The organism is Methanobrevibacter sp. UBA417, from assembly GCF_002508845.1.
Taxonomy (GTDB): domain Archaea; phylum Methanobacteriota; class Methanobacteria; order Methanobacteriales; family Methanobacteriaceae; genus Methanobrevibacter_A; species Methanobrevibacter_A acididurans.
In genome coordinates, this window is the sequence record NZ_DAZC01000029.1 from 1 (window position 1) to 13,235 (window position 13,235).

Annotated in this window: 13 protein-coding genes; 12 read left to right on the forward strand and 1 reads right to left on the reverse strand. The window is 25.4% G+C overall.

Features of this window, described 5'->3' with window-relative positions:
* The 11 genes from BP769_RS06150 to BP769_RS06200 all read left to right on the forward strand — a co-directional run.
* Nucleotides 1-203, forward strand: a 203-nt coding sequence (locus BP769_RS06150) for a hypothetical protein (protein WP_413862268.1), incomplete at its 5' end; no start/stop codon positions are given.
* Between the two features lie 444 nt (nt 204-647).
* On the forward strand, nt 648-962 hold the full coding sequence (locus tag BP769_RS06155; protein WP_413862270.1) for a nucleotide pyrophosphohydrolase: 315 nt from the start codon (nt 648-650) through the stop codon (nt 960-962).
* Nucleotides 963-976: 14 nt separating this feature from the next.
* Nucleotides 977-2,860, forward strand: coding sequence for a DNA/RNA helicase domain-containing protein (locus BP769_RS06160; RefSeq protein ID WP_413862272.1), 1,884 nt, complete (start codon nt 977-979; stop codon nt 2,858-2,860).
* A gap of 29 nt (nt 2,861-2,889) precedes the next feature.
* Nucleotides 2,890-5,670, forward strand: coding sequence for an McrB family protein (locus BP769_RS06165; protein WP_413862274.1), 2,781 nt, complete (start codon nt 2,890-2,892; stop codon nt 5,668-5,670).
* Between the two features lie 17 nt (nt 5,671-5,687).
* Nucleotides 5,688-7,436, forward strand: coding sequence for a DUF2357 domain-containing protein (locus tag BP769_RS06170; protein WP_413862276.1), 1,749 nt, complete (start codon nt 5,688-5,690; stop codon nt 7,434-7,436).
* Nucleotides 7,437-7,995: 559 nt separating this feature from the next.
* Nucleotides 7,996-8,382 carry a hypothetical protein gene (locus BP769_RS06175; protein WP_413862278.1) on the forward strand — a complete coding sequence of 129 codons (387 nt, stop codon included), beginning with the start codon at nt 7,996-7,998 and terminating at the stop codon, nt 8,380-8,382.
* Nucleotides 8,383-8,435: 53 nt separating this feature from the next.
* On the forward strand, nt 8,436-8,729 hold the full coding sequence (locus tag BP769_RS06180; RefSeq protein WP_413862280.1) for a hypothetical protein: 294 nt from the start codon (nt 8,436-8,438) through the stop codon (nt 8,727-8,729).
* Nucleotides 8,730-8,796: 67 nt separating this feature from the next.
* Entirely contained in the window at nt 8,797-9,291 is a 495-nt protein-coding gene (locus BP769_RS06185; RefSeq protein WP_413862282.1) for a hypothetical protein, read from the forward strand.
* Between the two features lie 40 nt (nt 9,292-9,331).
* On the forward strand, nt 9,332-9,859 hold the full coding sequence (locus BP769_RS06190) for an N-6 DNA methylase (RefSeq protein ID WP_413862284.1): 528 nt from the start codon (nt 9,332-9,334) through the stop codon (nt 9,857-9,859).
* Nucleotides 9,813-10,238 (forward strand): N-6 DNA methylase, encoded by a 426-nt coding sequence (locus tag BP769_RS06195; RefSeq protein ID WP_413862286.1) that lies wholly within the window; start codon nt 9,813-9,815, stop codon nt 10,236-10,238. The genes BP769_RS06190 and BP769_RS06195 overlap by 47 nt, the downstream gene beginning before the upstream one ends.
* 125 nt (nt 10,239-10,363) lie before the next feature.
* Nucleotides 10,364-10,729, forward strand: a complete 366-nt coding sequence (locus BP769_RS06200) for a hypothetical protein (protein WP_413862288.1) — start codon at nt 10,364-10,366, stop codon at nt 10,727-10,729.
* Nucleotides 10,730-10,937: 208 nt separating this feature from the next.
* Here BP769_RS06200 and BP769_RS06205 read toward each other — a convergent pair whose 3' ends face one another.
* Nucleotides 10,938-11,135, reverse strand: coding sequence for a hypothetical protein (locus BP769_RS06205; RefSeq protein ID WP_413825921.1), 198 nt, complete (start codon nt 11,133-11,135; stop codon nt 10,938-10,940).
* Between the two features lie 253 nt (nt 11,136-11,388).
* Between BP769_RS06205 and BP769_RS06210 the strand changes: the two genes are divergently transcribed.
* Nucleotides 11,389-13,224, forward strand: coding sequence for a sensor histidine kinase (locus tag BP769_RS06210; protein WP_413825919.1), 1,836 nt, complete (start codon nt 11,389-11,391; stop codon nt 13,222-13,224).
* Nucleotides 13,225-13,235: the final 11 nt, after the last annotated feature.

A 13,235-nucleotide genomic window follows, 5' to 3' on the forward strand; every position in this document is an offset into this window, starting at 1 on the left:
ATACGAGCCAAAGAAACGAAAAAGCTATGTTAAAAACCATAATAGCAATTAGACATAAAAACTCGTTTAATCCTCAATTATGCAACTCAAAGAGGACCTTAGAAGTGACACCAAGTTCTGCAATCAATTCCATAAGACAAACAAAAAAATATCATCCACATTACATATTAGCAGACATGAGCATACGACACAGAACCTCCTAAGAAAATGCATAAAATGAATACACTGGAGCTTTCAACCATAATACCAATTAAAACCAGGAGCCAAAAAAGGACATTACAGACTTAACAGCATATCCATCTTCAGACCCAAAATATACAGCCTAAGAAGCAATGTAGAAGGAGTATTCATCGTAATCAAAAGACTATTTAACGGAACAAATAGAAGCCGAACACTAAAACTATCAAACAAAGAAACAAAACTCAAAAACCTAATCTACAACATCCACAGATCAACACAACTACCAAAAAAATAGGGTTTCTACAAAGCCGATTTAATAAAAAAATATTCAAAAAAAATCATGTTTTTATAGATTTAATAAAAAATACTCAAAAGGGCATGTTTTTATAGAACTTAAGTTTTATTAAGTTTATTGTACAAATTTATTATTTAATTATTAAATAGTATGTGGGAGAGGTTTTATTTTAATGGTTGATGTTATGAGTGAGATTCTTAAGTTTCAAAGGGATCGTGATTGGGAGCAGTTTCATACTCCTAGTAATTTAGCTAAGTCTATTAGTATTGAGGCGGGTGAGTTGTTGGAGCATTTTCAGTGGGATGATGATTTTGATAAGGATGAGGTTGTTGATGAGTTGGCTGATGTTTTGAATTATTGTTATTTGCTTGCTGATGCTTTGGATGTTAATGTTGATGAGATTATTTTAAATAAGATTCAAAAAAATGGTGAGAAGTATCCTATTTGTAAGTCTAAGGGTGTTTCTACTAAGTATGATAAATTATAATTAAGGTTTTAAGTATGTTGGTTTTTGATTCTACTGTTGATGGTTTTCTTAGTGCTGTTTTGAATGATACTATTAGTGATGATATTAAGTTTGCTTTTAAGAAGAGTTTGCATCATGGTACTAGTCCTAATGAGGAGCGTGCTTGGAAGAATAGTATGGAGTATATGTATAAAATTTTAATGGATAAGAATATTCCAAGAGATGCTGGTGTTGCTATTGAGTTTAAGATTCCTTCTTCTAATAAAAGGATAGATTTTATCGTATCTGGTTATGATGATGGTAGGGAGGATAATGTTGTTATTATTGAATTGAAACAATGGGAGAGTGCTTCTAAGGTTGTGGGTAAAGATGATATTGTTAAGACCTTTGTTGGGGGAGGTTTAAGGGAGGTTGCTCATCCTTCTTATCAGGTTTGGTCTTATGCTAATCTTTTAAATGATTTTAATCAGACGGTTCAAGATGAGGGTATTAGTCTTAATCCTTGTGCTTATTTGCATAATTATAAAATATCATTAAATGATGATATAATTGATGAGGTTTATTTAGATACTATTTGTAAGGCTCCATTATATGGTAAAGGAGATGCTGTTAAATTAAGAGATTTTATTTCAAGTCATGTTAAATATGGGGATAATGAAGAAATATTATTTAAGATTAATAATAGTAAAATTCAACCATCTAAAAGATTACAAGACACCCTAGCTAGTATGATGAAAGGTAACCAGAATTTTGTAATGATAGATGAACAAAAAGTAGCCTTTGAAACCGCTGAGGACTTAGCTAGACAATCATACCTTGATGATGAGAAAAGAGTCTTAATCGTAGAAGGTGGACCAGGAACAGGTAAATCAGTAATAGCAATAAATTTACTTGTAAATCTCATAAAAAATGATGAGTTAACTGCATTCTATGTGACAAAAAATTCAGCACCACGTGAAGTATACTATAAAGAATTAAAAGGAGAATACACTCAGAAATATGTTAAAAACCTATTTAAAGGTTCTGGAAATTTTTATAAAGCTGGAAAAAATGAGTATGATGTTTTAATTGTAGATGAAGCACATCGTTTAAATAGAAAAAGTGGATTATACTCAAATCAAGGTGAAAATCAGATAAAAGAAATCATAAATGCAAGTAAAACTAGTATATTCTTTATAGATGAGCAACAAAGAATCCATATAAAAGATGCAGGTACTAAAGCAGATATAGAATTATACGCCCAACAAGCAGGCGCACACATAGATTACATAAAACTTGAATCTCAGTTCCGTTGTAATGGATCAGATGGATACTTATCATGGTTAGATGATGTACTAGAAATCCAAAAAACAGTAAACTCTAATGATTTTGGGGATTATGATTATGACTTTCAAGTAATCAACACACCAACAGAACTCTACCAAAAATTAAATGAAAAAAATAAAATCAATAACAAATCTCGCCTAGTTGCAGGATACTGCTGGAACTGGGAAAAAGATTACAGAGATGATACTAACACTCCAGATATAAAAATTGGGGATTTCCAAAAAAGTTGGAACCTTAATAACTCCAGCACATGGGCAATAGACCCAGAATCCTTTAATGAAATAGGATGCGTTCACACATCACAAGGCTTAGAATTTGATTATATTGGAGTAATACTTGGAAAAGACATAAGATATGAGGATAATAAAATCATAACAGATTTCACACAAAGAGCAAAAACAGATCGAAGCCTATTTGGAATTAAAAAAATGTATAAAGAAAACCCAGAAAAAGCATTAACAATTGCAGATGAAATCATAAAAAACACATACAGAACATTAATGACCCGTGGAATGAAAGGATGCTACATCTACTGTGAAGATAAAAAATTACAAGAATACTTTAAAGAAAGAGTGAGAATGCTTAAAAATTAAATTTTATTTTTATTTTGGGGTGATTAAAAGTGACAAAATTGTGGATGATTAAAGTTGAAGAAAAATTATTAGATTATTTTAAGAAGAATAACATTGTTGCTTTAGGATGGAATTTACTTGGGGATATTAAAAAATATAATTCTTCACAATTAAAGAAAATTTATCCAAAATTTTATGATGATGAAAATATGGATGTTAATATAGAAGGTATTATTAATTTTAAGGATAATATTGTTTCCCATCAGTATATTGTATTGGATTTATCAAATGATAACTTTTTAGTGGGGACTGTTTTATCAAACTTTAAATATGACATTAACCTATTTTTAAAAGAATATCCCTATTACAGGGAAGTTAAATGGTTAGGTGAGGTTTCTAAAAACAAAATTAATAATAATGATGTTGATAATTTAAATAATTCTTGTCCTGTCTTTTTGGTTAATGTTTCTACTGCACGTCATATTTTAAATTCTTTAAATGGTAAATCTAGGGTTTTAAGTGTTGAAACTTGGATGGATCTTTTAAATGATAATAATATTTTTTCAAATAAAATGTTAAATGTTTTAAATATTATTTATAATAATGGAGGTAATGCTACTGTTAATCAGATTAGTGGTGAAAGGAATAAAAAACATTCTTTCTTAAATGAATCTTCTTATAATGGTATAATAGTTAGTACTGGTAAAAAAGTTAAAAAAAAATTAAATTTAAAACCAGAATTTAAAGAGTATTATGGTAATGATTTAAGGGAAGATTTTTGGATGTTATTTTTCCATGAAAGTTATATTGATGATGTTTTTGCTTTTGAATTTAACCATAATCTTGCAGAAGCTTATGACTCTTGGGTTAATAATCTTTCAAAAAATTTTTTAGAGGAAATTAAATTCATTTTAAATCTAAAAGATGATACATCCTCAAATTTAGACACAATACCGGTTAAAAAGTATACTAATGATTTTCAAAAATATTTTGAAGTATTAAATAATAATTTTATAGATTATGAATGTAAGATATTTTTAGATAAAAATAATAATACTTCATGGTATGGTGTTAAAAGTAAAAAAATTAATAGATTTGCTAATTCTAAAGATAATAATGTTAACTTTAGTACTGGATTAAATTTAAGTCTTGATTTAAATATCAATGAAGGAATCATTAAAATTAAAATAAATCAAGCAGTATCTGAAAATGAAAATTTAATCAAAAATAAGGAGGAACTTCAAAAATTAATCAAACAAAATAAACATGAAGGGTTTGAATTAAGCAATGATGATAAAGAAGTTTTAATATTTAAAGATTACCATAATATGGAGGATTTTCAAAAATCTTTCAATGAAGATTTAAAATATTTAACTGAAATCTATGATAGTCTCATACAACCCTATATTATTTTAACAGCAGATAATAAAACTAATATTTGGAATTTAACCTTAAATAATCATAATAAAAACTTATTAAATGATTTTAAAAAGAAAAATATTATAGATTTTAAACAATTAATTTTAAATACACAATTTATATTAAATCCCTTTAAAAATGGAGATATTTTAATTATTAATGATGCTGATAATATTTTAAGCATTGCTAGTATTGATAACTCCTTAGTGAATGGTGAAATTAAAGTTAATTGGTTAAAAGAGGATGATGTTAACATAAATAAGGATGTTTTAAATCATTGTAACCTTTTAAATCCCGTCATAGTAAATGAAAATATTCAAATTACTAGAAAAGTTTCAAATCAAGAAGAAGGTTTGAACTTTATTGCATATTTAAATAATAATAATTTCTTCTTCACTAAAAACTTAATAGAAGATTATTTATTATCCTTAAAAGTAAAACCATTTGTAATATTTACAGGAAACTCTGGAACAGGTAAAACCAAACTTGCACAATTATTTGCAAAATATAAATCACAAAAAGATAATAATTCATATGAATTAGTATCTGTTGGAGCAGATTGGACAGATAATTCTAACATAATTGGATATTATAATGTAATCCTTGATAAATATCAAGAAACACCATCTTATAAGTTAATACAAAAATCAAATCAGGATATAATTAATCCATATTTCTTAATACTTGATGAAATGAACTTATCGCATGTTGAAAGATATTTTGCAGATTTCTTATCTAGTATGGAAAGTAATGAACCAATAAATATCATAGGAGAAAATAATCAAAAAACTATTAAAATGGGTGAAAATTTATTTATTATTGGAACAGTTAATGTTGATGAGACAACTTATATGTTTTCACCAAAAGTTTTAGATCGAGCAAACACCATTGAATTTCCAACAGTAAACGTAAAAGATTATATGGATACCTTTCAAAGCAATGATAAAATAAAGAATATAAACTATTTAACCGATGTATTATCAGATACTGATTTAAGAAATAAGGGAATAAAAGAATTAAAAAATATTTTAAAAGATGTAAAATCGGGTAATGATTTATTCTGGGAAATACTAATTAATGAATTAAATAAATTTCAAATAGATTTAAAAGATTCAACATTTGATTTTGGTTTTAGAACAATAAATGAAATTATAAGATATATGATAGTAGCATGGAAATATGAAGGAAAACCTGAAAACTTTAAAAATTGGGAAAGATACTTAGATTCCCAGGTAAAACAGAAAATATTACCTAAACTTCATGGAAGCAAAAAAATTATAGGTGGAACTTTAGAAAACATTCAAAATTCATGTAAAAAAGAAAATACTATAATCTATCCGGAATCTTATAAAAAGGTCAGTGAAATGATAAAAGTATTAAATAAACAACAATATGTATCATTTATAAACTAAATAATAGAATTTTTAACATGTTATCCCAAAAAATAAAAATAAACTTAAAAAGTATTGGAATAAATGGAGAAATAATCTTAACATATTCTAGTAACGATTATGAAAACATTCCTCACAATCCACAAAACTTAAATAAAATTGTGGAATGTGAAAACATACCAATCTATCAAGAAATTAAAGAGTACCCTCCAATAATAATCCTTGAAAAAGAAGGTAATAAAAATTTAATGCTTCTTGAAGAAAGAAATTATGAAATAATCTTTAAAACATTAGATAATTTAAAAGGATATGAAATATTTTTTAGTTTAAAAGAAAATAAAAATGAAATATACCAAAAAATTAACACATACAATCCAAAAATAGAAATAGGTAGATTAAACTTCCAAGCATATATAGGTAAAACTTTTATAGACATAAAAAAAGATTCCAAAATAATCTACTCATTACCCTTAGAAATACGAAGCTATAAAATAGATTATAATCAAGATTATGCAAACATGATAGGGGACTTATCACAAATAAGTGTTGGAACAATATTTGATATTAAATCCCCATTATTCCAAAACTTCAACCCACTAGATAAAGATAATTTAACAATAACAGAAAAATACATGTTAATAGAATACTTATTCAAAACTGAAAACTTACCTTCAACAGTAGAATATATAAACTGGCATTTATACAAGAAATTAATAAAATATGAAGAACCATTACCTTTAAATAAATCACAAAAAATAAAACCAAAAGACTTAATCAAAGCATACACTACAAGTAAAAACTTAATAAAACTAACTAAAAATGATAAAAATCAAGTATGGGAAAAAACAAATTACTGTATACCTGAAATAATTATAAACACAACATATAAAGACACAATAAATACAAATGAAAACAGATTTTACAAATACTTCCTAAAACTCATAGAAAACATGATTACCACATGCCTAGAAGGTGCACCTAAAGGTTACATAAAAGAACAATTAACACAATTTAATAAACAAATCAATGAATATTTATCAAATAAAAAACTTAAAGAAATAGGGGAATTAACACAATTACCCCTAAATAGTCAAGTTCTACAAAAAAAGGAAGGATATCGTAAAATATTAGAATACTACTTCATGTTAGAATTATCTTATCATATGAACTGGGATGAAATAAGCAAAGACATCAAAGGATACCAGAAAAAAATATATGAATTATATGAAAAGTGGTGTTACATTGAAATATTAAACATCTTATCACAAATAACAAATGAAAAAATAAATTACCAAAAAATATTTAAAATAAACAAAAATCATAAAGATTGGAGTATAGAACTAAAAACATCACAATCATCAAAAAAACCAAATTACATATTTCAATACTCACCAGAAATCCAAATATACTTATTCTATCAAAAAAATTATACTAATAACTCTAAAAACCAATTCACATCATATTCAAATCATTTCAAACCAGATTACTCAATTCTAATAAAAAACAAGAATAAGGAAAATTTATACCACTTTGATGCCAAATACAAAATGGACAAGAATCAAGTAAAAAAAGAAGATATTAATAAAATGCACACATACATGGATGCAATAATAAACACCAAAGGATCATACATATTATATGTAGGAAAAAAACAGCAAATATACAAAAAACCAGGAAAAACCATCCCATCTGTTGGAGCATTCCCATTAAATCCTGGAACATATAAAGAACAAAACGAAAATCAACTCAAAAAATTCATATTAAAATTATTAAAAAACATACAATAAAAAAAAATTAAATTTAAATTAGATAATATCAAAACGAGTAGATATAATACTATTATAAAAAATTATTAATCTAGGGAAAAAATAATTAAAATAAGAAATGATATTAATAACCTGTATTATTAATAAAAAATCTAATCTTCAAGAATATATTTTACAAAACATAATAAATATAGAATTTTTTAATAAAATAAAAAAAATGAAATAACTTATTTAAAAGAGTATGTCCCCAATATATTTGAAGCTGAATTAACTTATGATGAACAATATACTCACAAAAAATTCATTAATACATCTGAAAATAAAGAATTTAAAAATGAGTTTCAAGAATTCAAAAAAAGAAGATTGAATGAAGTTTAAATGTTCAAAAAAAACTAGGGATTATCGTAAGGATTGTTTGATTGAATGGATTGATTGTTATTCTCAATGGAAAGATTTGCTTAATTAGGATATTGCAGAATTATGAGAAAAAGAGTTTGATGATGTTTATGAACCTACTTTGTTATTAATTAAATATAAAAGAAAAACAAATCCACATATAATTAAAAGGAGGTTAAAAAAAATGATTGGTTATGAATTTACAATAGAACATGATTTTGGTATTATTCCTGAAATATTAAATTATGAATATTTAAAAACTATAAGAGAAGAATTAACTTATTTAAAAGATTACATACCTCCAATTCTTCTTAGTGGGATAGATTCTGATGAAAGATACAAATTCATAACACGACCTGAAAATAAAGAATTGTTCGAAGAAATAACTGAAATAGGTCGTGAAATGAGACAAGAAAATCATAGAAGAAAAGATGGTCTTGGTGCTGATAAAGATGAGCTTCTGACTTGGGTTGAATGTTATCCTCAATGGAGTGATCTTGTGAATTGGGATGTTGCTGAAGAGTGGGAGAAGAAGTATGATACTACTCATAAGCATACTTTTTTCCCATAATTAAAACATGAAATTCTTAAAAGAACTCAAACAAAAAATAGGAGGATAAAAACATGATTAAAAAATTAATGATAGGATCAAAACAGGCAATAGATACTAATATTGATTATATGAAGGAACATCAGGAATTATGTTTAATTGATGATGTAATTTTACCCCCTGAAATAAAATTATATATTGAAGATAAAGATACTCTTAAGAAGAATCAGCTTGGTTTTTGGATGGAGCTTAGACTTGGGACTTATGATCTTCCTAATGAAAGTCCTATGGATAATTATGATCTTCGTTTATGGGTTGATTTTGTTAAGAAGCATCCTGAGCATAAGGATATTTTAATTTATAAATAAAACTTTTATTTTTAGTTATTTGAAAAAATCTGAAAACTTTTTTTTGAATATTAGGGTGTTTTTTTTAATGTCAAGTAGTGTTGATGGTTTGGGGCTTAAATTGTGGAGGTTGTGTTTAGAATCTGACTTTCATGGGGAATATGGGAAGTTTAAGAATTATTTTTTAGCTTTGTTTTCTTATAAGTTTTTATCTGAGAGATTAGTTTTTAAATTGGATTATGAATTAAGGAGGGATAATTTAAGTTTTGTTGGGGCTTATAATTTGGAGGAGTATAGGGATGATTTAAGGGATGAGGCTTTAGAGTCTTTAGGATTTTTTATTGAGCCTGATTTTTTGTTTTCTAATTTTGTTAGATTAGCATGTATAGGGGATGTTAATTTATTAAGGAAATTAGGGGCTGCTTTTAAAATGTTTTCTGATTGTTCATATTATGGTGTGTGTCCTTTAAGTTTTATGAATTTGTTTGAGGATGTGGATTTACAATCTGATACGTTAGGTAAAACTGAGGATGATAGGACTGATTTTATAAGTGAATTATTAATTCATTTATCTTTTTTTTGATTTCCAAATTAGTAATGAGGATAATTGTATTGCAGGAGATGTGTTTGATTATTTATTGTCTCAGTTTGCATTTGAATCTAATAGTATAGGTTGTTATGCTCTTTTAGAGGTTAATATGGTTTTAAGTAAAATTGTATCATTAAATAAACATGTTTTAGATTCTGTTTATGATTCTTGTTCAGGGCTTTCTTCTTCTCTTTTAAGTGTTAAAAGGGAAGTTCTTGTGAATAATTTTTATGGTGAAGAGATTAATCAAACTTACTTTAATATTGCTCGTATGAATATGTTAATTCATAATGTGAAGTGTGGAGATTTCAATTTAGTATGTGGTGATTGTTTAGAGCATCCTGGATTTGAGGGTGTTAAGTTTGATGCTATTGTTTCTAATTTAATTTGTTATTCTCATTGGTCAGGGGATCAGAAATTTTTAAATGATGAACGTTTTAAGGATTATGGAAGGGTTCCTCCAAAAACTTTATCTAACTTTGCTTTATTATTACATATGTTGTATTATTTAAAGGATGATGGGACTATGGCTTATAGTAATGGGTATTGGTTTTCTGTTTAAAGTTTGGGGTAGGTATTTAAGAGAGTATTTAATTAAGGATAAGAATTATTTAGATGCTGTAATTAACTTACCAAGTAATCTTTTCCCAGATACAAGTAGTCCTACATGTATTCTTGTTTTAAAGAAATCTCGGATGAAAGATCAGAGTGTTTTGTTAATTGATGCTTCACATGGTTTTAATACTGTTAATGGTAAAAATCGGTTAAGAAAAATGGATATTAATAAGATTATTAAAACTTATAAAAATAGGGAGGAGTTGAAATATTATTCTCATAATGCTTCATTAGATGAATTAAAGGAAAATGGATATAATTTAAGTATTAGAAGATATGTTGAGGATTATTATGATTATATGTGGCGTAAATTAATTGATAATTAATTTTTATCTTTAAAAAAAATTGATTTTTTTTTACTTAATTATTTTTTTTATAAAGTTTTTTTATACTTCTTTTTATAAATTTTATATTTAATTATAAATATTATTTAAAGGGGAAGATATTTATTTTGGATGAGAAGAGTTTAATTATAGTTTCTATTACTGTTATTGTTTGTTGTCTTGTATTGTCTTGTGCAGCGTATTTTGTTATTGTTAATGGTGGGAATTCTTCAGTGGTTGTTAATAATACTACTGTTAATTCTACTAATAATAGTAGTGGTTCTAGTTCTTCTGATTCTAGTCAGGTAAGTTCTAGTAGTGATTCTTCATCCGGTTCTTATGATTCTGGTGATGAGGATTATGTGGATGGTCATCCAGTGGATCATTCTGGTGCGACTTCTAAGTATACTGATGATAATGGTGAGAATCATTATTGGTTTTCTGGTAAGTGGTATAGTCAGGAGCAAGTTGATAATGGTGAGAATCCTATTTAATCCTTTTTTTCTTCTTTTTTTTTATAGGATGATTTAGATTTTTTAATGTTTATAGACTAATTTTTTTTTTAGCTTAAAAAATTTTTTAATAAAAATAGTATAATGGGAATGTTTTAAATGTTTATTTTTTTAAAAAGAGTAATTATTTGTAATTTAAGAGATTTATTTTTTTTCTCTTAAATTACTTTAAGTTTTAAATTTTAATTTTTTATTCAAGGTGAGTTTTATGCCAGCAGTTTTCTGTCATTTCGAAGTCACCAGAATCTTTGTTCATGAAGGTTCTTTTTTCATCAATTAATGTTTGTAGATTACTTTGTGCTTCTTGATATTTTTTTTCATCATCTGTTTTAAGTAATGTTTTTCTTGCAATTTTAATTTCCTTATTGATTTCTTTTAAGTCTCTCATTTAATTCACGTCTATATTATTGAATATTTTTTTATATCAATTACCTAAATTAATATTTAATTATATATTTAGTGTTTTTAAATAAATAAAGTTTACTATTTATGTCTGTTTTATTCCACTTTTAATTTTTTTTTTAAAAGTTGGAGGATTAAATATAAAATCTTATTAATTATAAAGCAAATATTAAATATTATAATTTAATATTATTCATAAAAAAATATATGATAATCCATTATGGGGGGGTTTTTATTATATGTTAAGGGTTAAGATTAAGGAAATTAATGGTGAATTTGATAGGGAATTTAATTTAAACACTACTACATCTGATTTTTATTATAAGAAGTTTTCTGATACTTATATTTCACCTAATTTTTCTTATAAATCTTTACTTGATGAATTAAATATTTCGGTTGATATTTTAAAACCCTATAATGATTGTGAGGATTATATATTTTTATATGCTTCTGATATTTGGTGTAAACTTAACTTATCTAATGATTTTATTGTTTCTAAACATTTTAAATTAATCTCCCATAAAATTGGAGCATCTAAGTATTTTACTTTTTTAACTAATGCTTTTAAAGAGGATTTGAAAACTAATCTTTTAATTAGTATTTATGAAGATGAAAACCTATTATTGGATTTTAAACAAGAAATCTTTTCATATAAAGGATTAATTTTTTTACTTAATGATATTTTAGAGGATAGAACAGTTAAGACTAAGTTGAAAGTTTTTGATGATTATAATTATGGAATTTTTTGGGTTAAAGATAAAAAAATTATTAAAATTAATAATAATGTATCAGGGTTTCTAAAAAAGCATAATTTAAAGAGTATAAATTTTAATAACCTAAATTTTAAAAACTTAACACATGCGGAATTCTTAAAAGTTTATAAACAATTAAGTACAGGAGAGATTAGTTCATATACTGATGAGATCCTATTTGAAGACAAAGCTAATAAGAATTATTTCTATTTCAAAGTATACTTAAACTCCCAAAGTGGTGATGAGGGACTTGTGAAATTTAGTTGTTTTAACATTACTAAAGTTCGAAGAGAAAAATTGAAGGCAGAATTTTATAAACAAGATTTAAATCTAGTTCAGAAATTATCTAAATTCTCCCTACGTTATGGTTCAATAAGTAATTTGAATGATTGGAGTCCTGCAATTTATGATATTTTAGAGGTTCCAGAAAATCAGAGAAAAAATATTAGTAGAGACACTATACTTTATAATCAATTAGGTAGTGCTGTGAAAAATGAGTTTGACCAGTTTATAAAGGATCCTGAATCATTTAATAGTTTTTATAGTAAAGATTTCTCTATTGTTTCATTTAAGGGTAATATGAAATTTTTAACTTATCATGCTGTATATTTAAAAGATTTCTATAATGAATCTGATTCAATTATTTCATCTATAGTTCAGGATATTACAGAATTACATAATTATGAATTAAAGTTAAAAAAGTCTAATAAGGAGTTAAGTCAAGTTTTAAAGGTTAAGGAAGACTTATTAAAAGAGGTTCATAATCGTGTTAAGAATAATTTACAAATAATTTTAAGTTTATTGAATTTAAATATGCGTTTTAATCAGAATAATCCTTTAGAAACCTTAAGTAATACTAAAAATTATATTAAAACTATCAGTTTAATGCATGAGAAGACTTATGAGTCTACTAGTTTAAATGGGGTTAATATTAAAAGTTATTTAACTGATTTAATAGATTTAAAAATAAAACCATTAAAAGATAATATTAATCTTAATTTAAGTATTAGTAATGTTGAATTATCTAATGATATAGTTATACCTTTTAGTTTAATTATAAGTATTATAATTGAGAAAATCTTCAAATACTCTAGTTCTAATGTTAAAGGGGAATTAACAGTTAAGTTAAAATTAAAAGAGGATAAGGTTAATTTTAAACTTAAATATGAGGATTATAGTTTAGATGATTTTAATGTTTTCCAAGATTTCACTGATCTTAGCTTTATACTTATACAAGCATTAGCAAATCAGATTAATGCTGATTTAGAATTAAATCCATTAAGTAATGGTTTAGAATTAAATTTGATTTTTAGTAAAAGTTGAGGTGTTAAATA

Excerpts from the sequence above, each read along its gene's own strand:
- BP769_RS06155 (WP_413862270.1), top strand. The coding sequence starts at position 648 with ATGGTTGATGTTATGAGTGAGATTCTTAAGTTTCAAAGGGATCGTGAT.
- BP769_RS06160 (WP_413862272.1), top strand. The coding sequence starts at position 977 with ATGTTGGTTTTTGATTCTACTGTTGATGGTTTTCTTAGTGCTGTTTTG.
- BP769_RS06170 (WP_413862276.1), top strand. The coding sequence starts at position 5,688 with ATGTTATCCCAAAAAATAAAAATAAACTTAAAAAGTATTGGAATAAAT.
- BP769_RS06175 (WP_413862278.1), top strand. The coding sequence starts at position 7,996 with ATGATTGGTTATGAATTTACAATAGAACATGATTTTGGTATTATTCCT.
- BP769_RS06180 (WP_413862280.1), top strand. The coding sequence starts at position 8,436 with ATGATTAAAAAATTAATGATAGGATCAAAACAGGCAATAGATACTAAT.
- BP769_RS06185 (WP_413862282.1), top strand. The coding sequence starts at position 8,797 with ATGTCAAGTAGTGTTGATGGTTTGGGGCTTAAATTGTGGAGGTTGTGT.
- BP769_RS06195 (WP_413862286.1), top strand. The coding sequence starts at position 9,813 with ATGATGGGACTATGGCTTATAGTAATGGGTATTGGTTTTCTGTTTAAA.
- BP769_RS06205 (WP_413825921.1), bottom strand. The coding sequence starts at position 11,135 with ATGAGAGACTTAAAAGAAATCAATAAGGAAATTAAAATTGCAAGAAAA.
- BP769_RS06210 (WP_413825919.1), top strand. The coding sequence starts at position 11,389 with ATGTTAAGGGTTAAGATTAAGGAAATTAATGGTGAATTTGATAGGGAA.